This is a genomic window from Leifsonia xyli subsp. cynodontis DSM 46306, assembly GCF_000470775.1.
Taxonomy (GTDB): domain Bacteria; phylum Actinomycetota; class Actinomycetes; order Actinomycetales; family Microbacteriaceae; genus Leifsonia; species Leifsonia cynodontis.
Genome location: NC_022438.1, coordinates 153,260 through 175,630, shown reverse-complemented (window position 1 = coordinate 175,630; position 22,371 = coordinate 153,260). Strand labels below are relative to the sequence as shown.

Annotated in this window: 16 protein-coding genes and 5 pseudogenes; 8 read left to right on the top strand and 13 right to left on the bottom strand. The window is 69.6% G+C overall.

The window, feature by feature from the left end; all coding sequences use genetic code 11:
- Positions 1 to 186: 186 nt before the first annotated feature.
- The 3 genes and pseudogenes from argG to O159_RS00805 form a co-directional block, all read right to left on the bottom strand.
- On the bottom strand, positions 187 to 1,623 hold the full coding sequence (argG, locus tag O159_RS00815; protein ID WP_021753886.1) for an argininosuccinate synthase: 1,437 nt from the start codon (positions 1,621 to 1,623) through the stop codon (positions 187 to 189).
- A gap of 154 nt (positions 1,624 to 1,777) precedes the next feature.
- Positions 1,778 to 3,425: pseudogene (locus O159_RS00810) on the bottom strand (amidase).
- Positions 3,425 to 4,459, bottom strand: coding sequence for an agmatine deiminase family protein (locus O159_RS00805; RefSeq protein WP_021753884.1), 1,035 nt, complete (start codon positions 4,457 to 4,459; stop codon positions 3,425 to 3,427). The pseudogene O159_RS00810 and the gene O159_RS00805 overlap by 1 nt, the downstream one beginning before the upstream one ends.
- A gap of 57 nt (positions 4,460 to 4,516) precedes the next feature.
- Here O159_RS00805 and O159_RS16420 point away from each other — a divergent pair, with 57 nt between their 5' ends.
- Positions 4,517 to 5,551 carry a TetR/AcrR family transcriptional regulator gene (locus O159_RS16420; protein WP_330216832.1) on the top strand — a complete coding sequence of 345 codons (1,035 nt, stop codon included), beginning with the start codon at positions 4,517 to 4,519 and terminating at the stop codon, positions 5,549 to 5,551.
- Here O159_RS16420 and O159_RS14835 read toward each other — a convergent pair.
- Positions 5,499 to 5,957, bottom strand: coding sequence for a hypothetical protein (locus O159_RS14835; protein ID WP_021753882.1), 459 nt, complete (start codon positions 5,955 to 5,957; stop codon positions 5,499 to 5,501). The two genes, O159_RS16420 and O159_RS14835, sit on opposite strands and share 53 nt — an antisense overlap.
- A complete protein-coding gene (locus O159_RS14830) occupies positions 5,954 to 6,646 on the bottom strand; it encodes an LPXTG cell wall anchor domain-containing protein (protein WP_169725641.1) in 693 nt (230 codons plus the stop codon). Before O159_RS14830 ends, O159_RS14835 begins: the two co-directional genes overlap by 4 nt.
- Before the next feature lie 92 nt (positions 6,647 to 6,738).
- On the opposite strand from O159_RS14830, the gene O159_RS14825 reads away from it, so the two are divergent.
- Positions 6,739 to 7,014, top strand: a complete 276-nt coding sequence (locus O159_RS14825; RefSeq protein WP_169725640.1) for a hypothetical protein — start codon at positions 6,739 to 6,741, stop codon at positions 7,012 to 7,014.
- Here the strand turns inward: O159_RS14825 and O159_RS00780 are convergent.
- The 3 genes from O159_RS00780 to O159_RS00770 are packed head-to-tail and all read right to left on the bottom strand — an operon-like array spanning position 6,995 to position 9,194.
- Entirely contained in the window at positions 6,995 to 7,633 is a 639-nt protein-coding gene (locus tag O159_RS00780; protein WP_021753878.1) for a hypothetical protein, read from the bottom strand. The two genes, O159_RS14825 and O159_RS00780, sit on opposite strands and share 20 nt — an antisense overlap.
- A 2-nt stretch (positions 7,634 to 7,635) precedes the next feature.
- Complete coding sequence (locus O159_RS00775) at positions 7,636 to 8,244, bottom strand: SipW-dependent-type signal peptide-containing protein (RefSeq protein ID WP_021753877.1); 609 nt, start codon at positions 8,242 to 8,244, stop codon at positions 7,636 to 7,638.
- 17 nt (positions 8,245 to 8,261) lie between these two features.
- On the bottom strand, positions 8,262 to 9,194 hold the full coding sequence (locus O159_RS00770) for an IPT/TIG domain-containing protein (protein WP_144267490.1): 933 nt from the start codon (positions 9,192 to 9,194) through the stop codon (positions 8,262 to 8,264).
- Between the two features lie 192 nt (positions 9,195 to 9,386).
- On the opposite strand from O159_RS00770, the pseudogene istA reads away from it, so the two are divergent.
- Positions 9,387 to 11,067 (top strand): annotated as a pseudogene (istA, locus tag O159_RS14355) (IS21 family transposase).
- A complete protein-coding gene (gene istB, locus O159_RS00760) occupies positions 11,064 to 11,852 on the top strand; it encodes an IS21-like element ISLxc1 family helper ATPase IstB (RefSeq protein ID WP_021753875.1) in 789 nt (262 codons plus the stop codon). Before istA ends, istB begins: the two are co-directional and overlap by 4 nt.
- 204 nt (positions 11,853 to 12,056) lie before the next feature.
- Here the strand turns inward: istB and O159_RS16665 are convergent.
- The 3 genes and pseudogenes from O159_RS16665 to O159_RS14350 form a co-directional block, all read right to left on the bottom strand.
- Positions 12,057 to 12,398, bottom strand: a pseudogene (locus O159_RS16665) (IPT/TIG domain-containing protein); the annotation flags it as partial.
- Positions 12,399 to 12,457: 59 nt separating this feature from the next.
- Positions 12,458 to 13,894 carry a choice-of-anchor G family protein gene (locus O159_RS15415; RefSeq protein WP_021753874.1) on the bottom strand — a complete coding sequence of 479 codons (1,437 nt, stop codon included), beginning with the start codon at positions 13,892 to 13,894 and terminating at the stop codon, positions 12,458 to 12,460.
- Positions 13,895 to 14,008: 114 nt separating this feature from the next.
- A pseudogene (locus O159_RS14350) lies at positions 14,009 to 14,374 on the bottom strand (integrase core domain-containing protein); the annotation flags it as partial.
- Positions 14,375 to 14,385: 11 nt separating this feature from the next.
- On the opposite strand from O159_RS14350, the gene O159_RS00750 reads away from it, so the two are divergent.
- From O159_RS00750 to O159_RS00740, 3 genes and pseudogenes are all read left to right on the top strand, one after another.
- Entirely contained in the window at positions 14,386 to 14,784 is a 399-nt protein-coding gene (locus O159_RS00750) for a dihydrofolate reductase family protein (RefSeq protein WP_081689913.1), read from the top strand.
- A 178-nt stretch (positions 14,785 to 14,962) separates the two neighbouring features.
- Positions 14,963 to 16,693, top strand: a complete 1,731-nt coding sequence (locus O159_RS00745) for an ABC transporter ATP-binding protein (protein ID WP_021753872.1) — start codon at positions 14,963 to 14,965, stop codon at positions 16,691 to 16,693.
- 1 nt (position 16,694) lies between these two features.
- Positions 16,695 to 18,710 (top strand): annotated as a pseudogene (locus tag O159_RS00740) (ABC transporter ATP-binding protein).
- 84 nt (positions 18,711 to 18,794) lie between these two features.
- On the opposite strand, the gene O159_RS00735 reads toward O159_RS00740, so the two are convergent.
- Positions 18,795 to 19,076 carry a two-component system regulatory protein gene (locus O159_RS00735; protein ID WP_021753870.1) on the bottom strand — a complete coding sequence of 94 codons (282 nt, stop codon included), beginning with the start codon at positions 19,074 to 19,076 and terminating at the stop codon, positions 18,795 to 18,797.
- A gap of 165 nt (positions 19,077 to 19,241) precedes the next feature.
- Here O159_RS00735 and O159_RS00730 point away from each other — a divergent pair, with 165 nt between their 5' ends.
- Positions 19,242 to 20,030 (top strand): aldo/keto reductase, encoded by a 789-nt coding sequence (locus O159_RS00730; RefSeq protein WP_021753869.1) that lies wholly within the window; start codon positions 19,242 to 19,244, stop codon positions 20,028 to 20,030.
- Between the two features lie 84 nt (positions 20,031 to 20,114).
- Here O159_RS00730 and O159_RS00725 read toward each other — a convergent pair whose 3' ends face one another.
- On the bottom strand, positions 20,115 to 22,268 hold the full coding sequence (locus O159_RS00725; protein ID WP_043993407.1) for a S9 family peptidase: 2,154 nt from the start codon (positions 22,266 to 22,268) through the stop codon (positions 20,115 to 20,117).
- Positions 22,269 to 22,371: the final 103 nt, after the last annotated feature.

The following is a 22,371-nucleotide window of genomic DNA, read 5'->3' as shown; positions in this document are numbered from 1 at the left end:
CTTCCCATCCTTCTTCAGGGACTCGGAATACAAGAAGTGCGTTTTCGAGCCGAAGTCGCCCTTCACCGTTTCGATGGGCACGACGCCCGGCTTCGTCGCCTGAGCCGGAACCGCTCCCACCCCGGCGACCAGCACCCCGACGGCGAGGGCGACCGCCGACGCGCTGAAGGGGCGAAACGGGGCCGGTCAGTCGGTCCCGGCGTCGAAGGCGGCTCCCTCGGAGGAAGCGTCGATCTCGCGGGAGAGGGCGTCGGCGGCGGGGGAGACGTCCCCTTCCAGGATGGCTCGTGCGCTTCCGGTCTCCAGGCTGCCGACGAGTTCGGCGGTGGGCCCGCCGATGAGGCCGGCGGCGGCATACTGCTCGAGCCGGGAGCGCGAGTCTGCGATGTCCAGGTTGCGCATGGTCAGCTGGCCGATGCGGTCCGCCGGGCCGAACGCAGCGTTGCCGACGCGCTCCATCGACAGCTTGTCCGGGTGGTAGCTGAGCGCCGGGCCCGTGGTGTCGAGGATCGTGTAGTCGTCGCCGCGGCGCAGGCGCAGGGTGACCTCGCCGGTGATGGCGGAGCCGACCCAGCGTTGCAGGGACTCGCGCAGCATGAGCGACTGCGGGTCGAGCCAGCGGCCCTCGTACATCAGGCGGCCGAGGCGGCGGCCTTCGGTGTGGTAGTTGGCGACGGTGTCCTCGTTGTGGACGGCGTTGAGGAGTCGCTCGTAGGCGATGTGCAGAAGGGCCATGCCCGGCGCTTCATAGATGCCGCGGCTCTTCGCCTCGATGATGCGGTTCTCGATCTGGTCGGACGCGCCGAGGCCGTGGCGTCCGCCGATGGCGTTCGCTTCCAGCACCAGGGCGACCGGGTCGGCGAACTCGATCCCGTTGAGCGCGACCGGGCGGCCGGACTCGAAGCGCACGCTCACCGTCTCGGGGGCGACCTCGATGTCCTCGCGCCAGGCGGCGACGCCCATGATCGGCTCCACGATGTCCAGACCCGCGGCCAGCTCCTCCAGACGCTTCGCCTCGTGCGTCGCGCCCCAGATGTTCGCATCGGTCGAGTACGCCTTCTCGGTCGCGTCGCGGTAAGGGAAGCCGCGCGCGACGAGCCACTCGCTCATCTCCTTGCGGCCGCCGAGCTCCTCCACGAAGGCGGCGTCGAGCCACGGCTTGTAAATGCGCAGGCGCGGGTTGGCGATGAGGCCGTAGCGGTAGAAGCGCTCGATGTCGTTGCCCTTGTAGGTGGAGCCGTCGCCCCAGATCTCGACATCGTCGTCCCTCATCGCGCGCACCAGCATGACGCCGGTGACCGCCCGGCCGAGCGGGGTGGTGTTAAAGTAGGTCTTCCCGCCGGAACGGGTGTGGAAGGCGCCGCACTGCAGCGCGATCAGGCCCTCCTCCACCAGTGCGCGCTTGGCGTCCACGAGCCGGGCGATCTCCGCGCCGTACTCGGTGGCACGGCCGGGGACCTCCTCGATGTTCGGCTCGTCGTACTGGCCGATGTCTGCCGTGTAGGTGCAGGGCACGGCGCCCTTCTCGCGCATCCAGGCGACCGCGCAAGAGGTGTCGAGACCCCCCGAGAACGCGATGCCGACTCGCTCACCGACCGGAAGACTGCTCAAGACTTTGGACACGCCCTCCAGCTTAGAGGTTCCGTTGAGAGGGGCGGAAAAGGAGGGGATGAGAGACGACACGTCCCTTATCGGCAGGAAAAGGAGGATAGCGTGGTGTTCTTCTGTCGGATTCCCCTCCGTTTCCATCCGCTTTATCGGGGGAAAAGGCGGGGGCTCACGGGCGGACAAGCCGCGGCGTCCGCCGCGGTTCCGTCCGGCGCGCCCCGGTCGCCTCGAAGGCCGCCGCCAGCGTCAGCAGAGCGGTGTCGTCGTAGGCCCGCCCCGCGAAGGTCAGTCCCACCGGCATGCCCGTGTCTGCCATCGTGCCCATCGGCACGGTCACGGTCGGGATGCCGAGGTGGCGCGGAACGAGGTTCCCGTTCGCTACCCAGACGCCGTTGCGCCAGCCGAGGTCGGCGGAGGCGGGGTCGATGTCCATGTTGGCCCGGCCGACGTCCGCGACGGCGGGGAACGCGACGGCGTCGAGACCGAGGGCGCGCAGCCACTCCTCAAGGTCGATGCGGCGGGTCTCTTCGAGCGCGCGCACGCCGTCGGCCAGCTGCGGGATGTCGGTCAGCGAGGTTCCCGGGTGCGCGCGCACCCAGGCCGGGTATTCCGCGATGTCGTCCTCGAAGCCGTCGTAGCGGTCCGGGAGCGCGCCGGCGGGCGGGGGAAGAGGCGCGCGCCGTCGACGTTCACGAGCGTGTTCAGGGCGGGGCCGGCGTTGGCGGCCAGGAAATCGTCCCAGGCCCAGGCCGCGAGGTCCACGATCTCGCGGCGCAGATACTCCGGGCTGACGAGGCCGCGGGTGGCGATGGTCGGCGCGCCCGGGCGGTCGCCCTCGTAGTTCGACACGACCGGGAAGTCCGTCTCGACCACGCTCGCGCCCGCGGCCTCCAGGTCGCGCCGGGCGGCCTCCCAGAGCGCCAGCACCGAGGCGCGGGTGTGGATGCGCTGTCCGGTCGGGCCGCCGATGCCCGGATTCGGGGCGGTGCCGGCCAGGGGGTCGGCGTCGATGTACATGCGCGGCACGCCGACACGCTTCCCCGCCAAGGACGCGCCCACCCCGAGCGCCGGATACGACGGCGGGCGGATCTCCGACGCGCGCGGGATCGCGACCCAGGGCTGCGCGCGCCAGAAGTCCCCGCGCTGCTCGGCATCGTCGGCGACGATCACGTCGAGGACGTCGAAGAGGTCCGCCATCGTGCGGGTGTGCGGGACCACCACATCCATCGTCGGCACCAGCGGCCAGTTGCCGCGCACCGAGATGACGCTCCGCGACGGCGTGTAGGCGCAGAGAGCGTTGTTGGAGGCGGGCGCGCGGCCCGACGACCAGGTCTCCTCAGCCAGGCCGAAGGCCGCGAAGCTCGCCGCTGTCGCGGTGCCGGAGCCGTTGGACGACCCCGAGCCGAAGGCGGCGGTCAGATAGTCGCCATCGGCGGCATATTCGTGAGGCCGAGCAGGATCGCGCCGCCCGCGCGCAGACGCTCGATCGCGAACGAGTCGCGCTGGGCCACCAAACGCTCGAACGCCGGCGATCCGGCGGCGGCGGTCAGGCCGCGGGCGAGGTAGCTGTCCTTGGCGGTGTAGGGGATGCCGTCGAGTGGTCCGAGCGTCACCCCGCGGGACCGGCGCTCGTCGGAGGCGCAGGCCTCGACGCGGGCCTCGGGGTTCCGGACGACGACCGCGTTGAGCCGTGGCCCGGCGCTGTCGTAGGCGTCGATGCGAGCGAGGTAGGCATCCACCAGCTCCACGGCCGTCGTCTCTCCGCTTCGCAGCATCCTCCGCAACTCGGCGATCGAGGCCTCGGCGACCTCGGCCATCAGCCCGTCACCGCCGGCTGCTGCTGGGTGATGCAGTGGATGCCGCCGCCCCGCGCGAAGATCGGCCGCGAGTCGACCATCCTCACCCGCCGGCCCGGATACGCGGCCTCGAGGATCGCGGTCGCCTCTGCGTCGGCGCGCCCCTCCCTGAAACCGCAGGCCACGATGCCGTCGTTGACCACGAGGTGGTTGACATAGCTCCAGTCCACGAAGCCCTCCTCGTCGCGGAGGGTCTCGGGGGCGGGCAGCTCCACGATCTCCCAAGGCCGGCCGGCCGCGTCGCTCGTGCCCGCGAGGAAGGCGCGCAGCTCGCGCGACACCACGAAATCGGGGTGCCCGGGGTTCCGCTGTGTGTGCAGCAGCAGGCGGCCGGGCGAGGGGATGGCCGCCACGATGTCCACATGCCCGTTCGTGCCGAACGCGCTGTAGTCCCGGGTCAGGCCGCGGGGCAGCCAGACCGCGTGCGTCGCGCCGATGGTCCGGGCGAGTTCGGCCTCCACGCGGGCTTTGTCGGCATACGGGTTGCGGCGCGGGTCGAGCTGCACCGTCTCGGTCAGCAGCACGGTGCCCTCGCCATCGACGTGGATGCCGCCGCCCTCGTTCACCAGCACGGAGCTGATGAGCTCAGCCCCGATCCGCTCCGCGAGGAACCGGGCGATCTCCGCTGACGCCCGCCACTGCGACCAGGCGGGGCTGCCCCAGCCGTTGAAGGTCCAGTCGACCGCGCCGAGCACACCGGGGCGTTCGTCGTCCACGACGAAGGTGGGGCCGACATCGCGCATCCAGAACTCGTCCAGCGGCGCCTCGACCCGGTCGATGTGGGAGCCGAGCATCCGGGCGGCGCGTTCGCTCTCGGACGGGTCGACCACCATGGCGACCGGCTCGAACTCGGCCACCGCGTGGGCGACGGCCGTCCAGGCGGCGTACGCCTCCTCGGCGGAAGCGTCGTTCTCGCCGAGCGTGATCCCGGCGCGCGGGAAGGCCATCCAGGTGCGCTCGTGCGCTGCGGTCTCAGCGGGCATGCGCCAGCTCATCGGAACCTCCGGGCCTTATTGATCGGATGATCAACAGAGTCCTATGCTGGCCGCACGATGTCAAGAGCAGCCCGCAAGCCTCCGGCCGAACGCCGCGCCGAGCTGTCCGCCGCTGCCTGTGTACTCGCCGTCGGGAACGGACTCGCCGCGGTCACCCTGCGGGCCGTCGCCGCGCGGGCCGGCGTCGCCCCGGCCCTGGTGGCACACTACTGGCCGTCGATGGATGCGCTGGTCGCCGCGACCTTCGCCACAGTGGTGTCGGCCGAGGTCGCGGAGGTCCGTGCGGTCCTGGCCCGGCATCCCGAACCCGCGGCACGGCTGTCGGCGCTCGTCGCGACCCTGCTCGATGGCACGCGCGACGACATGACCGCGGTGTGGGTGGAGGCGTGGACGCTGGGACGCCGCAACGATGCGCTCGCCGCTGCTGTGCGCGGGCAGATGGACGCGTGGCAGGACCTGATCGAAGAGGTCATCGCGGAGGGCGTGGCGCGCGGGGTCTTCCGCACCGGCGACCCGGGCGCCGCCGCGTGGCACCTGCTCGGCACGATCGACGGGCTCAACGCCCAGGCCCTCGTGCGCTGGGGCGCGACCACCGACCGGACCGCCCTGCTCGCCCGGGCGCTGGAAGGGATGCTGGGCCTCCCGCCCGGCGCGCTCGCCGCCCCCGGGCCCTGGCACTCGCACGCTCGGCGCTCGGCCCCCCTCTCTTTCCCGTCTGCCCGTTCTCCTGCTGCCCCCGCCCCTCCCCGTCTGTCCCCGTTCCACCCGTTCCACCCGCCTCTTCTCCCCTGCCCTGCCCCGACGGAAACGGAGGACATCCCACCCCTCTGCGCCATGATCTCCTCCCTTTCCCGTCTTTCTCGCCCCCACCTCCCCATTTCTCCTCCGTTTCTGTCAGCGTCGGAAAGGGAGGAGAACCCTCGGCTGATAGCGGCGTGTCGCAGGAAAGGGAGGAGATCGCCGGCCAGAGGGGTGGGATGTCCTCCGTTTCCGTCGGGGCGGGGGACCTTGGGTTCGGGGAGGGAGGAGGGGAGAGAGCTCAGGCGCAGGTCCACAGCAGGACGGCTCCGCCCACGCCGAGCGCGGTGGTGATCGTGCGGGTCTGCGACGATGGCGCGGAGGTCCATCCCGAGGAGTTCGCGGTGACGGTGACAGTCGAGGTGCCGAGCAGCGTCAGTGTCGCGCCATTCGTCGTGCCGCTGGTGCCGGGCACGGTGACGGAACCGCTGCCCGCGGTGCCCGACCAGGTGAGCGTGTAGCTCTGCGGGGCGAGGACGCTGCCGCCGGAGGCGGGCGCCGTCCAAGTGAACGGGATGCCCCCGGACAGGAGCCCGCTCGCGGCGCCGCAGCTCAGGGTCGGGACGGGGTTGATGGTGGCGGAGGAGACGGCGACCGTCGTGAAGCTGCTTCGCGACCAGCTCGCGCCGGCCGGGACCGCGGGGCCGCCGGAGACGGCCACCACGAGCGCAGCCGCGAGGACGAGGGCGAAACGCTTCACGATGATCTCTTCCTCCTCCGTGCGGCTCCGGCGAGCGCAGCCCCGCCGGCGACCGCGCCGCCGGCGAGGAGCAGGGGCAGCGCCGGGACGTGGGAACCGGTCTCCGGCAGCACGCTCGGACGGGTCGTGGTGGAAGCGGAGTCGCCCGCTCCCCACGCCCACACTGCGAGCTGTGCGGAGCCGTCCGCCGGCACGCCGGACGCGAGTGTCACCTGCACCGCGAGCCAGCGCCGGGCGGCCGAGGGCATCCCGCCGATCGTCCGCGGAGCGTCCGTGGGGAGGGCGGAGGCGGTGACGCCGCTCAGGAGGGTCTGGCTCGTGCCCGGGCAGACTGCGCCGGTCCAGCGGGCGTCGCACGCGATGACCGAGACGGCCAGGGCCGGAGCGAGGGCGCCGGTCGCGGTCAGCCCGAGGTGGATGGTCGCGGGCGTCGGAGGGTGCGCGGAGACGGCGGCAGCGAGGCTCGCCCCCGCGAGGACGAGGATGGATGGCTGTCGCTTCGCCTGACCGGTGCGAACCGCGTCGGCGCCCCCGCGTCGGGCATCCCCCCGCCGTCTGCTCCCGCGGCCAGAACGCCCACGCCACGAGTCCCGCCGCCGCCACGGTCGCGATCCCCAGGAAGACCGGGCTCGACGCGAACGCGATCCCCTGTGCCCCGCCCGGCACACTCGCGACCACCAGCCGCACATGCGTCACGCGGTACGGTGCGGGATCGTTCTCGGCGTTCGCGTCCCCGCGCAGCACAAGCTCGGCGGCCCCTCCCAGGAGCGGTGTCGTCCGCATGACACGGTGGGTGATCGGCAGCTGGCCGGCCCGGTCGACAGTCACGATGTCCCCGCGCCGCGCCTCCGCGGCGGGGATCTCCCGCACCAGTGCGACAGCGCCCGCCGGAATGGCCGGGCTCATCGACCCGGTGCTGAACAGGATGAGCCCGACAGGGAAGACGAGCGCGGTCACCGCGCCGACGATGCACAGCGAACCCGCGACAGCCGCCAGCGTGAGCAGCGCGTTCCCAGCGCGGGGCAGCATCCCGCGCATCAGCTCGACACCGCCGTGAGCAGCCAAGTCGCGGTCGCGGTCTTGCCCTGGAGGCTGTTGGCCGCGCCGGTCGGCAGGGTGATCTCGAAGCAGAGACCGGTCGCCGTTCCCGGTGTACTCGCGGTGGCGGCGGCCAGCGGGTTGCTCACGCCGGCCTCCTGTCCGGCGGTGAGCGGGCGAGTGACGCCGGACGCGCCGACGACGAAGGCCGGGCTCCCGGCGAACGCCGACGCGGCACAGGTCCCCGTCGTGCGCACGACACGGTAGACGAGCGCGGCCCGGAGCGTGGAGGCGTCCGTTCCGCCGAGCGTCGCGCCGTTCAGCGTCGCCGTCCCGACCACAGACGCGGCCTTGGTGCGGATGAGGACCGGGACGTACACCGAGACCCCGGGAGCGAACGCGCCCGACACGGTCAGGCTCGCTCCCGGGGCAGTGGTGTTGTCGGCGTAGGCGCCGCCGTTGGCGCTCGACTCCGTGGTGAAGACCGAGCCGGTGAAGGATGCGCCGCCGAACTCGGCATCCGTCCAGCTGGCGAGCGTCATCCCCGCGCCCGAGCCGAGGAGGACGCCCGCTGCCAGCACCGTCCGCAGCCGGAGGGTGTGAGCTCTCCGGCTGCGCGGCGGCGGCTTCTGCGGCATCCCTACTGGCTCGCCGCCTGGAACTGCCGGGTCGCGGTGCCGGTCTGCCCCTGGACGAGTCCGCTGCCCGCTGTCACCTTGAAGCACAGGTACACCGGGGAGCCCGCCGCACCGCTCGCCCCTTTGGTGAGGGAGAACGTGGTGGAGCTGGGCACGGAGCCGACAGCCGTTCCGGCCGCGACCAGGGTGGTGCCGGTCGTCGTCGCCGTGCAGCCGAAGGTGGTCGTCTGCAGCAACTGATAGGTCAGATTGGCGATGGACCCGGTCGTCGTGGAGCTGGTGACGGTGACAGTGGCGTTGTTGGTGGTGTTCGCCGCGAGTTGCACGGCGAACGGGGAGGCTGTCACATCGGTCGGCGACAGCGTGGCCGTGTTCACCGTGAACGGGAGGGACGCCGCCGAACTGGAGGTGGCGTGGTCGGTGAAGGTGGTGCCGTCGGTGCTGCCCACCAGGTTGAACGTCCCGGCGCTGAACGTCCCGGTCGCGTACTCCGAGTCGCTCCAGGCGGCGAGGGTCACGGTGGCCCCGGCGCCGAGCACGAGCCCGGCGGCCAGCACGGCCTTCAGCTTGCGGCGGCGTCCGGAGACGCGGTCCTCGTCGGTGTCGGTCATGGGTCTTTCTCCTCTCCTTATGCGCGTCGTGTCCGGCGCAGGATGACGAGTCCGCCGCAGGCGAGCATCAGCAGGCCGATGCCGGCCGGCAGGGCGAAGCCGTCGGTGGTCGAACCGGTTCCGGCCAGGCGGCCGGCGGCGGAGCCCGCGGCGACACCTGTCGAGGTGGTGCCGCCCGCCGGGACGATGATGGGCGCGCCCGGGTCGAGGTAGCGGAATGCGCCGGTCAGTGTACCGGTGCCACAGACAGCGGCCCCCACGACCGTGATGTCCGCCGTCCCGGTCCCGGCGGGGCTCACCGCTGCGATGGTCGCGTCGGTCATCACCCGGAACGAGGCGGCGGGTGTCGTCCCGAACAGCACGCCGGTCGCGTCGGTGAAGCAGCCGCCGGTGATGGTGACGGCCGTCCCGCCGGTCTCCGGGCCACTGCTGGGCGTCATGCCGTTGACGGTGGTCCCCAGATCGTAGGTGAAGACCGCCGACGGTGTGGGTCCGATCGGGGTGGTCACGACGACCGGCACGGTGCCGGCCGCGTGCGGCGGAGCGGTGACGGTGATGGTGCCGTCGTCGATCACGCTGAACGGAACGGAGACGCCGTCCACGGTGACGTCCGTCGTGCCGATGAACCCGCTGCCGGAGAGGGTCATGGTCGTTCCGCCGATGGCGGGACCGTGACCCGGCGCGAGGCCGGAGATCACCGGAGCGCCGGGCACCGCGTCGAAGGTGAAGCCGTCGGGGCTGGAGTCGCCGTTCGGGTGCTCCACAGCGATGCTCACCGTGGCCGGAAGGTGCGCCGGCGTGGTGGCGGTGATGGTGCTGTCGTCCATGACGGTCATCTCAGCGGCCGGTGCGCCACCGAAGGTGACCCCGGTGGCTCCGGTGAAGCCGGTGCCGGTGAGGGTGACATCGGTGCCGCCGGTTTGCGGCCCGTTCGCCGGGGAGACGCTCATGATGGTCGGCACCGGGAGGTAGGTTTAGCTGCCGGGGGGCGGAGTCCGCGACCGGGTGCTGGACCATGTCTGTGTCACTGTTAGCGGGCTCCGGGTTGTCGGAGTTGTCTGGCCCCGGCGGCGACTTGCCGGGCTGGTTGTGTCGAAGCTAAGTGGCCCCACCTGAGTGTGGTTCCCGTCTGTTACTTCAGGATGGGAGGGCCCGGGTTGGGGTCGAGGTTGGATCAGTTCGCTGCGATCAGGAGAGATGCCCGGGTGGAGGGTCTCTCTATTCGTGAGCTTGCTGTTCGTCATGGTGTTCACCGGCGGACGGTTCGTCAGGCTTTGGAGTCAGCGACGCCACCGTCGCGGAAGCCGAGAGTTCAGTCGTCGCCGAAGCTGGATCTGGTTCGCGAGCTGATCGACGCGATTCTGCGTCAGGATCTCGGGGCGCCGAAGAAGCAGAAGCAGACGGCGACACGGATCTGGAAACGTCTCCTCGATGAGCACCAGGTCGATGTCTCCTACGGCACGGTCCGTGACTATGTGCGCTCCCGGCGCCCGCAGATCGACGCGGAGGCTGGTCGTCTGCCGGAGGTGTTCGTCCCGCAGGAGCATGCTCCGGGGGCGGAGGCGGAGGTCGATTTCGGTGAGGTCTGGGTGATCCTGGCCGGGGTGAAGACCAAGTGCCACATGTTCACTTTTCGGCTCTCGTACTCGGGGAAGGCGATTCACCGGGTCTACTCGACGCAGTCGCAAGAGGCGTTCCTGGAAGGCCACATCGACGCGTTCGAGGAGATTGGCGGGATGCCGACCCTTCACATCAAATACGACAACTTGGCCGCCGCGGTGAAGTCCGTGGTCAACGGCAAGGACCGCAAACGGGTCGAGAATGACCGTTGGGTCCTGTTCCGTTCCCACTACGGATTCGACGCGTTCTACTGCCAGCCCGGCATTGACGGTGCGCACGAGAAGGGCGGCGTTGAGGGCGAGGTCGGCCGGTTCCGCCGCACGTGGCTCTCACCCATGCCCGAAGTCGACTCCCTCGCGCAACTGAACGCGATGATCCGCCGCTGGGATGCCCGTGACGAGCAGCGCCGGATCGCGCAGCGCCGAACCAAGGTCGAGGACGACTTCGCTACAGAACGCCCGCTCCTTCGGCCGCTGCCGGCGGAGCGATTTGATCCGGGACTGGTGCTGCATCCTCGGGTCGACCGGTCCGGGCTGATCACGGTCCGGATGGCGAAATACTCTGTCCCTGCCCGGCTCATCGGCCGTGAAGTCCGCGTCTCTCCGCGCTTCCGAGGTCGTCGTCTTCGACGGGCGCGTTGAAGTCGCCCGGCACGAACGCGTGGTCGCCCGCGGAGGCGAGTCGATCCAGCTGGATCACTACCTCGAGGTCCTCCGGCACAAGCCCGGCGCGTTCCCCGGCTCGACAGCACTTGCACGCGCCCGGGAGGCGGGAACCTTCACCGCCGCCCATGAAGCGTTCTGGCAGGAGGCAAGGAAAGTCAATGGCGACACGGCCGGCACCAGAGAGCTCGTCGACGTGCTCCTGCTCCATCGCAGCATGCGCGCAGCCGACGTGATCGCCGGGATCCGCGCGGCACTCTCGGTCGGGGCCATCTCCGCTGACGTCGTCGCGGTTGAAGCACGACTGTACGCAGGTGGGGCCATCCAACACCGACAGCCCGTTGAACAACGCCCCGATCGCGAGCGACGAGTTGTCAGTCTCACCCAGCGCCGGCTCCGGGATCCGCAGGCTGTCATCGCCGGCCTGCCACAGGACAAACGCCCGCTCCCGACCGTCACCCAATACGACGAACTCCTCCAGCGCCGCCCCGTCTTCACCGACCCCACCACCGATGAGAGAGAAGGAACCACCGACACATGAGCCCAACCACCACGAACATCACCACCACCCTCCGCCGGCAACGCGGGATGACCCAGGAAGCCGCCGCGGCCGCCGTCGACCAAGCCTGCAGACGCCTGCGACTACCGACCATTCGCGCCGTGATGGACGAAGCGATCCGGGTCGCCGAGCACGAGCAGCTGTCCTACCAAGGCTTCCTCGCCGAAGTGCTGTTGGCCGAGTGCGACGACCGCGACCGCCGCTCCACCGTCCGCCGCGTCGCCTCCGCCGGCTTCCCACGTCAGAAATGGCTCGGCGACTTCGACTTCGACACCAACCCGAACATCAACGCGGCGACCATCCACACGCTCGCCACCGGCGACTGGGTCAGACGCGGCGACCCGCTCTGCCTCATCGGGGACTCCGGCACCGGCAAGAGCCACCTCCTCATCGGCCTCGGCACCGCCGCAGCCGAGAAGGGCTACCGAGTCAAATACACCCTCGCGACCAAGCTCGTGAACGAACTCGTCGAAGCAGCAGATGAGAAGCAGTTGGCCCGCACGATCGCTCGCTACGGCCGCGTCGATCTGCTCTGCATCGACGAGCTCGGCTACATGGAACTCGACCGACGCGGCGCCGAGCTCCTCTTCCAAGTCCTCACCGAACGCGAAGAGAAGAACTCCGTCGCGATCGCATCCAACCAGTCATTCTCGGGATGGACGGACACCTTCACCGACCCCAGGCTCTGCGCTGCCATCATCGAGACCGGCACCACCTCCTACCGCCTCCAACACACCCGCAACACCGCACTCGCTGGGGCCAACTAACTTCGACAACCCGGTCCCCGCCAGCCTTGACATAGTCAGGGCGTCAGGGAGGCGATGGTCGGCGCCGGGAGGTAGGTGAAGGTTCCCGGGGCGGTCTGTCCGCCGGGAGCCGTGACCACGACCCCGGCCGTGCCCGGTGTGTGGGCGGGGGGTGGTGGCAGTGATGGTGGTGTCGTTGACGACGGTGATGTTCGTGGCCGGTGTGCCGCCGACGGTGACGTTGGTGGCTCCGGTGAACCCGGTTCCGGTGATCGTGACGGCGGTGCCGCCGGTCTCGGGTCCCTGTGCCGGGGCGATCGAGCCGATCGTCGGGGCGGCGAGGAAGGTGTAAGTCAGCGGTGCCGCGTCGCCCTGGGGGTGCTGCACCACGACATTCACCGTTCCTGGTGTGTGTGCGGGGGTGGTGGCGGTGATCGTGGTGTCGTTGACGACGGTGAAGCCGACACCGGGGACGCCGCCGACGGTGATGCCCGTCGCGCCGGTGAAGCCGGTGCCGGTGAGGGTGAGGAGGGTGCCGCCGGCCGCCGGTCCTTGGGCGGGCGTGATCCCGGTCGCGGTCGGAGGCCCGGCGAGCGCGTTCGGCCCGACGCTGGCGTTCGCGACGTTCAGGGCGAGCGCGGGTCCGGCGGGGAGGACGGTGGCGCGCAGTGCCGTCTCGGTAACACACCGCCGACGGTGGACTGATTGTTGGCGGTGAGCGAAACGACCTGGCTGAGCACCGGGTTCAGCGCGGGGAGCAGCGTGTTGGTGACCGGTGCGATGACCGCGTGGCCGATGGCCTTGACGAGGGAGCCGATGGAGTTCAGCGGTCCGTTCAGTGCGCTGAGCACGATGCCGGGCGACAGGGCGAGGCCGGCGCCGGCGAGGGTGATGCCCGACGTGCTACCGCTCTGGAGGGCTCCGATCGTGGAGCTCACGGTGACGACCTGCACGCCGAGCACGCTGACGCTCGCGGTCACACTGAGCCCGCCGATGGCTGTGGTGAGGGCGTTCTGCACGCGGGTGAGCAGGGAACCGACCACGCCCGAGATGCGGGCGCCGAGTTCGGCGATCACCTTTCCGGTCAGCAGCTCGGTGTTGGGTGCGAGGCCCTCCAGCGTGGTGAGCGAGCCCGGATCGACCGTGACCGTGCCCGTTCCGAGATCGATGCTCACACCCGGGTAGGCGGGGTCGGTGATCGTGCCGGTGAGCAGCGGCGACACGGTGGACAGCAGAGTGGACGCGCTCACGCTCGCCGTCGTGGTGAGGGTGCCGGAGAGCGGGAGCGTCTTCAGCGCGGCTGCCAGCGTGCCGCTCGGGCCCGAGAGCCCGTTGACGGCCGTCTGGACGGTGCCGACCTGCGTAGTGATCGCGCCGGTCAGCGCCGCGAGGGTCGGGCTCTGGAAGCGGAGCCGGGAATCCGCGATCGAATAGGAACCGGCCGGCGAGCCCGGGGCGGCCTGCGCGGCGCGAGCGGCGGTGACGCCGACACGGAGGTCGAGCTGGGCGAGTTCGTTCAGCGTCGCGGTCGGCAGCCCCAGCGAGGAGACCGCCTGCGCGAGGGAGAGGTGCAGGGGACCGGGCGCGACGCCCGGGGCCGGGGTGATGCCGGTGCCGATGGTGCCGGTGGCGGAGGTGAGCCCCGACGCGCCCACCGATGAGGCGTTTCGCAGGGCTGAGGCGTATTGCTCGACCACCCCGACGTCGCCGAGGTTGAGCGGGAGGCGCAGGCCGCCCGCTGTCGTGAGGTTCACTGTGCCCAGCGTGCCGACGTTGAGGGTGCTCGCGTGCGTCTGGTCGGCCGTTCCGTTGCTCTCGGCGCTCTGACCGCCGAGGGAGGAGGCAAGGCCGGTGTCGAGGTCGATGAGCGAGCCGCTCAGGTAGCGTCCGGTGGCCGCCGAGCGATCCCCCGGCGCGGCCTGTGCGGGCAGAGCCCACAGGCCCGCGCCCGTCAGCAGCAGGGCGAGCGCTGTGCCGGCAGCGGCGGGCCGTAGCGCACGGCTGAGTCTGCTTCTCTCCGCTCTCGGCTTGTGCGTGCAATGACGGATGACACCTGATCTCACTGTGGAACCCCCAACGGACGAGAGACGTTGAGTGGATCGTGTACAGCGTTCGGCGTCTTCTGTATCACCCAAAAAGGATGATTCTTTTATTGCGCAGAGGCTCTCGGTCCAGGTGTGTTGCCCAGGGACGTTGGTCAATCTGCTGATGGGTGGCTGGCTGCCGATGGCGGTGTGGGGCCTGTGGTGATTGTAGGAGTGCAGCCAGGCCGGGAGTGCGTTGCGGCGGGCTGATTCGGAGTTGTAGTGCCGGGCGTATGCCCAGCCGTCGGCGAGGGTGCGGTGGAAGCGTTCGATCTTGCCGTTCGTCTGCGGATGGTAGGGCCGGGTGCGTTTCGGTTGGATGCTGAGCTCGGCGCAAGCGTCGCGCCAGGCGTATGAGCGGTATGCGGAGCCGTTGTCGGAGAGCACCTGTTCGACGGTGACGCCACGGCTGGCGAACCAGCCGACCGCTCGACGCAGAACAGCGATTGCAGTGGCGGCGCACCTTCGAGATGTTCGCGTCGGCGTGGTCGGCGCGGACCGCTGAGGACGATCCCGGGGCGCCGTTCTTCAACGACAGCCCGAAGGGAGTCGTCAGCTCGTCGCTGGACGATGCGGCGGTCGCGTCCCTCTGGGCGAACGCGCGCTCGCTGGGCGGCTACGACGCCGACCGCATCCGCGCGTTCGCGGACGGATACGCGGGCGGTGTCTACATCAGCGGCAGCGGAACTCTCGTGCGGGCGCTGCTGGCCGACGGACTCGTCGACGCGCTGCACCTGTTCGTCTACCCAGTCGTGCGCGGCAGCGGGGCCCGGCTGTTCCCGGAGGGGAACGCCGAGTCGAAGCTGCGGCTGCGTTCCAGCGAGGTCTACGGCAACGGTGTCGTGCATCTGGGCTACGTCCCGGCCTGACTGCCGAGCTTGCACGTCTTTTTCGTGCCCGTGGCACGTAAAAGCGCACTCTGACTGTCCGCAATCAGCGTTAGCGTGAGTCTGAGCTGCCGCAACAGCGAGAATGTCCGAGGCTCGCGTTACGGTGAGCTCTCCGGACTCGCCGGCCCCTTCCCAGAACTCGAAACCAGGAACGACCGTGACACTTCTTCGCTTGGCGCTGCGCTTCGCGCGCCCCTACGGGGGTGCTGTGGCGGCCGTCGTGATCCTGCAGCTGATTGCGACGCTCGCAGCGCTCTACCTGCCCACGCTCAACAAAGACATCATCGATAAGGGCATCATCCCCGGTGACACCGGCTTCATCTGGTCGACCGGCGGGACGATGCTGATCGTCTGCTTCGTGCAGGTCGCTGCCGCGATCACGGCCACCTACTTCGGGGCGCGAGCGTCGATGTCGGTCGGCCGCGACATCCGCCGCGCCTTCTACCACAAGGTGGACTCGCTCCCCGCGCTCGATCTAGCGCGCTGGGGGACGCCCACCCTCATCACCCGCAACACGAACGATGTGCAGCAGGTGCAGATGCTGGTGCTGATGACGCTCAACTTCATGGTGTCGACGCCGATCATGTGCGTCGCGGGCATCGTTCTGGCCGTGCAGGTGGATGCGGGGCTCTCGTGGCTGATCTGGGTCTCGGTGATCGTGCTGTTCGTGGTCGTCGGCGTCCTGGTCTGGCTGCTGCTGCCGATGTTCCGCGAGATGCAGGAGCGGATCGACGGAGTCAACGGCGTCATCCGGGAGCAGATCGTCGGCATTCGCGTGATCCGCGCGTTCGTCCGGGAGAAGTTCGAGACCAAGCGCTACGACGACGCGAACGCCGCGCTCACCCGCGTTTCGGTGAGGGTGGGCAACATCTTCGTGCTCATGTTCCCCCTCATCATGCTCATCCTGAATGGCGCGACGGCCGCGGTGCTGTGGTTCGGCGGCTACAGCGTCGACGCCGGCGATATCCAGATCGGCTCTCTGACGGCCTTCCTGCAGTACCTGCTGCAGATCCTGACGGCCGTGATGATGGGTGTGTTCATGGCCATGATGATCCCGCGCGCGATGGTCTGCGCCGAGCGCATCGAGGAGGTGCTCGCGACGGAGCCGTCGGCAGCGGTCGCCGGCGCGGGCGCTCCCGAGACCGCTGACGGCCGCGTCGAGGTCGATGCCGTCACGTTCGGGTATCCGGGCGCTGAGCGGCCGGTGCTCAGCGGGGTGAGCTTCACGGCCGAGCCGGGACGGATCACCGCGATCGTCGGCTCCACCGGCTCCGGCAAGTCGACACTTGTCTCGGTCATCGCGAACCTGTTCACTCCGCAGAGCGGACACATCCGCATCGGCGGGGTGACGGTGGACTCGCTCAGCCGCGAGCAGCTCTCCGGCGTGCTGGGGCTGGTCCCCCAGAAGCCCTATCTCTTCTCCGGCACCATCGCGTCCAACCTGCGTTTCGGCCGACCGGACGCCACCGATGAGGAGCTGTGGGCGGCGCTGCGCGTCGCGCAGGCCGAGGATTTCGTGCGAGCGAAGGAGCACGGCCTTCAGGAGAGGATCGCGCAGGGCGGCACCAATGTCTCCGGCGGCCAGCGGCAGCGGCTCTGCATCGCGCGTGCCCTGGTCTCGAACCCGAAAGTGTTCCTGTTCGACGACTCGTTCTCCGCTCTCGACGTCGCGACCGACGCTCGACTGCGGCGTGCGCTCGCCGCGTCGACCGGGGACGCCACGGTCATCGTGGTCGCCCAGCGCGTGTCCACCATCCGCGAGGCCGACACGATCGTCGTCCTGGACGACGGCACGGTGGTCGGCAGCGGAACCCACGACGAACTGCTGGAGACCAGCGAGACGTATCGCGAGATCGTCGAGTCCCAGCTGAGCCTGGAGGTGGCCTGAGATGGCCCGGCGGAAAGACAGGAAGGCCGGCAAAGGCGGCGTCATCACCGAGGCCGGCGCTGACACCGTCGTCGACGAGCTGGAGCTCGAGTACGAATACGAATACGAGCCCACCGAGGCCGACGGCGATATGTTCGGCGGCACGCCGGCGAAGAAGGCTGAGCACTTCTGGCCGTCGTTCAACCGGCTGATCGGGCTGCTGCGCACGGAACGGCTCGCGATGGTCTGGGTGACTCTGCTCGTGGTGGTCTCGGTCGCGCTCACCGTGATCGCGCCGAAGGTCCTCGGGAACGCCACCGATGTGATCGTCAACGGCGTCACCGGCGCCCGGCAGGCGAACGGCCAGCCCGGTCCCGGTCCCGGGATCGACTTCACGGAGCTCGGCCGGCTGCTGATGATCGTGCTCGCCCTGTACATCGCCGCGTCGCTGTTGCAGTGGTGGCAGGGCTACATCCTGAACGCGCTCGTGATGCGAGTGGTCTACCGCCTGCGCGCCGAGATCGAGGACAAACTCAACCGCCTGCCGCTCAGCTACTTCGACACCCGTCAGCGCGGTGATCTGATGTCGCGCGTCACGAACGACGTCGACAACATCCAGACCGCTTTGCAGCAGGCCTTCTCGCAGCTGATCCAGTCGGTTCTGATGGTCCTCGGGATCGGCGTCATGATTGTTCATCGTGTCGTGGCAGCTCGCGCTCATCGCGCTCATCAGCATCCCGCTCTCCGGCATCATCGCCGGGGTGATCGGCACGCGTTCGCAGAAGCTGTTCAAACAGCAGTGGAACTCCACCGGCGCCCTCAACGGGCACATCGAGGAGTCGTACTCGGGTCTCGACCTGGTGCGCGCCTTCGGCCGCGACGAGGTCATGCTCGAGCAGTTCGACGAGCGCAACGGCAAGCTGTGGAAGTCGATGGTCGGCGCGCAGTTCGTCTCCGGGATGATTATGCCGGCGATGAACTTCGTCTCCTACCTCTCCTACGTGCTGATCGCCGTCGTCGGCGCGTTGCGGGTGACCGCGAGCCAGCTGAGCATTGGCGATGTGACGGCGTTCATCCAGTACTCGCGCGAGTTCTCCCAGCCCATCGCCAGATCGCGGGCATGGCGAATATGCTGCAGTCCGGCGTCGCGTCGGCGGAGCGCACCTTCGAGTTCCTCGACTCGGACGAGCAGACGCCCGAACACGAGACCGAGCACCTCCCTGAGCGGGCGAACGGCCGCGTCGAGCTGGACGGCGTCGACTTCTCCTACGACCCCGAGACCGAGCTCATCCGCGATCTGTCGCTCTCCGTCGAGCCCGGCCACACGGTCGCGATCGTCGGCCCGACCGGAGCCGGAAAGACGACGCTGGTCAACCTCATCATGCGGTTCTACGAGCTGAACGGCGGCACCATCCGTCTCGATGGCATCGACACCACCGAGCTCTCGCGCTCCGAGCTGCGCGGTCAGGTCGGGATGGTGCTGCAAGATGCGTGGCTCTTCTCCGGGACCATCCGCGAGAACATCCGCTATGGCCGCCTCGAAGCGTCCGACGAGGAGGTGGTCGCCGCCGCGAAGGCGACGATGGTCGACCGTTTCGTCCGCCAGCTGCCGGACGGCTACGACACGGTCATCGAGGCGGACGGCGGCAACGTCTCCGCGGGCGAGCGCCAGCTGCTCACCATCGCTCGGGCCTTCATCGCCAACCCGTCGCTGCTCATCCTGGACGAAGCCACGTCCTCGGTGGACACCCGCACCGAGTTGCTGGTGCAGCACGCGATGGCGGCGTTGCGCAGCGACCGGACCTCGTTCGTGATCGCCCACCGCCTGTCCACCATCCGGGACGCGCACACCATCCTCGTGATGGAGAAGGGCCGGATTGTGGAGCAAGACGACCACAAGACCCTCCTCGCGAAGAAGGGCGCCTACTACGACCTGTACATGACGCAATTCCGAGGCGCGGCCGCGGAGTCGGGCCAGGAAGAGCCCGGCCAGCGGTCCGGCCGCGAGGAGCAGCCCGAGGGCGTCGCCGCGAGCTGATGCGGGCCGAAGGACTCGCCGTCGGGTGCGCTGAGCTGGCGCCCCGGCGGCGACCCCGGAACCGACTCACACTGTGGAACCGACTCAGACGAGCCCGCCGATGACGAAGCTCACCGCACCCTGGTCGTCCACGGCCGCATCGAGCACTTTGTCCTCCAGCGCGACAGCGGCTTTCGGCCCCAGGAACAGGCGCGCACCACTGGACTCGACCACCTGATCGGCCGGCTCCGGGGACGCGGCGACCGCTGCGGCGAACCTCGTGCTCTCCGGGTTTTCGCTGCTGATGCGCAGCCCCGCTTCGGCCTCCGGCGCCTGTTCGGTGAGGGCCTTGACGATCGTGCTGGCGTTCTCGGTCAGGGTGAGCATGGGCTCTCCTTCCATAGGGGTTCGTCCGGGAGCCGCCCACGCCCCCGCAGGGTCGATGATGCCGCAACCCGGGATCGCCCGATTGCCGGGGAACGCCCAGGTGGCGCGCAAGCCGATACGGGCGCACTGCTCGCCCGTGGGTCTGCTGCGAGGCAGAATGAACCCATGCCGACCATTCCGCACCTCCCGCTGGGCGACGGCGCCAGCATCCCGCAACTCGGCTTCGGCGTGTACAAGATCCCCGAAGCGGAGACGGTGGATGCTGTACACACCGCCTTGGACGCCGGCTATCGCCATATCGACACGGCCGCGTTCTACGGGAACGAGCGCGCCGTCGGCGAAGCCGTCCGCCGCAGTGGGCTGCCCCGGGAGGAGGTCTACGTCACAACGAAGGTGTGGTGGAGCGAGAACGGCTACGACTCCGCTCTGCGCGCGGTCGACGCCAGCCTCGACCGTCTCGGCTTCGACCGTGTCGATCTGTTCCTCATCCACTGGCGCGCGCTCGAGCGAGTCCGCGACGAGGGACGAGCCCGGTCGATCGGGGTCTCGAACTTCCACATCCATCACTTGCAGCGACTCGCCAGTGAGACCGGCACCGTGCCCGCCGTGAACCAGGTCGAGCTGCACCCGTGGCTCCCCCAGTCGGATGTCCGGGCCTACGACGACGCCAATGGCATCGTCACGGAGGCCTGGTCGCCGCTCGCTCGAGGCCGCGTCCTCGGCGACCCGACGCTCGCCGCTCTGGCACAGAAGCACGGTGCGACACCGGCCCAGGTCGTCCTGCGCTGGCAGCTTCAGCTCGGCGTTGTGGTCATCCCGAAGTCGTCCGCCCCGGAACGCATCCGCGAGAACCGGGATCTCTTCGGATTCGAGCTGGACGCCGACGACCTCGCCGCGATCGCGACCCTAGAGTCGGGGGAGCGCACCGGGAAGGACCCGGACGACCTCGGCTGAGGGGCAGCGCTGGCCGCCCGCAGCGCTTCGCGAGGCCCGATGGCGCCGCACGGTGCGGAGAGGGAGTCCGCCGGGTGGACCTCCTCACGCTCCGCTCGGGTGAGCCCCCACCACATCCAGCAGCCACGCCAGTGCGAACGCCCGTTCGCGCCAGGCCACGTACCGGCCGGAGACGCCGCCGTGCCCGGCCGCCATCTCCGTCTTCAGCAGCGCGTCCGCCCCGGCCTCCCGCAGTGTGGCCACCCATTTCGCCGGCTCCACGTACAGCACCCGCGTGTCGTTCAGACTGGTGACCGCCAGGATGCGAGGGTAGCGCGTCGCGTGGATGTTCTCCACCGGCGCGTACGACTTCATGTAGTAGTACACGTCCTCGTCGTGCAGCGGGTCGCCCCACTCGTCCCACTCGATCACGGTCAGTGGCAGCGACGGGTCCAGGATGCTCGTCAGCGGGTCCACGAACGGCACCTCCGCGAGGATTCCCGCGAAGGCCTGCGGGGCCAGGTTAGCCACGGCCCCCATGAGCAGCCCACCCGCGCTGCCTCCCTGTGCGGCCAGCCGGTCCGGCGATGTCCACCCTTGGGCGATGAGGTGCTCGGCGGCGGCCACGAAGTCGGTGAAGGTGTTCTTCTTGTGCAGCTTCTTCCCGTTCTCATACCAGAGCCGGCCAAGTTCGCCGCCGCCGCGCACATGCGCGATCGCGAACACCACGCCGCGGTCGAGAAGGCTCAGCCGCGGGATGCCGAACGACGGGTCTATGCTCGCCTCGTACGATCCGTAGCCGTAGAGCACCAGCGGCGCCGGCTCACCGCGTGCGACCAGGTCGCGGCGGTAGACCAGCGAGATCGGGATGCGCGTCCCGTCGTCTGCCGTCGCCCATTCGCGCTTCTGCTCGAACAGCTCCGGATCGAACGCGCCGAGCACCGCCTGCTGCTTGCGCAGCACCCGTTCGCGGCTGCGGATGTCGTAGTCGTACACACTCGACGGCGTCACGAAACTGGTGTACCCCAAGCGCAGGTGCGGCTGGGTCCACTCCGGGTTGCTGCCGACGCCGACGGTGAAAAGCTCTTCGTCGAAGCGCAGTTCGTGCAGGATGTCGTCCGGCTCCGAATGCGGGTGGGCCGCGAACTCCGCCGGGTCGGGGGCGCGGGCGATGGCGATCCGGGTCATGCCGTCGCGGCGATACTCGAGCGCCACGAAGTCGCGGAAGGCGTCGACGCTCTCCAGGCGGATAGCGGGGTCGTGCGGCAGCAGCATCCTGCGCTTCCCCTGAGGGGCCTCGGCGGCGACGCTGACGAGCTCGAAGTTCACCGCCCCGTCATTATGCACGATCAGCAGCCGGTCGCGGTTGCCGACGATCGCGTGCTCGACGTCGTACTCCACCCCTTCCTTGCGCGGCCACACCACGGAGAACTCACCGGTCGGATCGTCGGAGTGCAGTAGCCACGTCTCGCTGGTGATGTTCGACCCGGCCTCGATGACGAGGAAGCACCGGCTCCGGGTCATCCCGACGCCGATCCAGTAGCGTTCGTCCGGCTCGTGGAACACGGTCGCATCGGGCTGGCCGTCCCGCCCCTCACCGACCCGGTGCCGCCAGACGGTGTCCGGCCGCCAGGCGTCATCTACTGTCGTGTAGAAGATGTACTCGCCGCTCTGGTCGAACAGCGCTCCCGCACCGGTTCCCGCGATCAGGTCGGGGAAGCCGCCGCCGCCGTTCAGCGACCGCACCCGGATCGTGTACCGCTCGTCGCCCTCCGTGTCGATGGCGTACAGCAGCCGCGTCCCGTCGGCGCTCACATCGAAGCTGCCGAGCGCGTAGAACGTGTGGCCCTCCGCCTCCACGTTGTCGTCCAGCAGCACCTGCTCGCCGGGCAACCCCGACCGCTGCGCCGTCTCGTCCAGAGCCGGGGGCTCCCAGTCGTCCGTGCCTGCGATCGGCGCGCGGCAGTGGATGCCGTACTGCTTCCCCTCCACCGTGCGCGTGTAATACCACCAGTCGCCCTCGCGCGTCGGCACGCTCAGATCGGATTCGCGCGTGCGTCCCTTGATCTCGTCGAAGATCTGCTCGCGCAGCACGGCCAGGTGCTCGGTGCGGGCGTTCGTGTAGGCGTTCTCTTCGTGCAGATGCGCGCTGACGGCAGGGTCCTCCCTGTCGCGCAGCCACTCGTACTCATCGACCACCACATCCCCGTGGTGTCTACGCTCGGTCGGTCTCTTCGGGGTGGCGGGGGGAATGAGCATAGGCCCAAGGCTACCGGTCGGGGGGAGCGGGGCGGGGCTGTGGGAGCCGGGTCGCACCCGCTGAGCGGGCAGAACCCGATCGGGCGACGATCTGCCCGGGGAC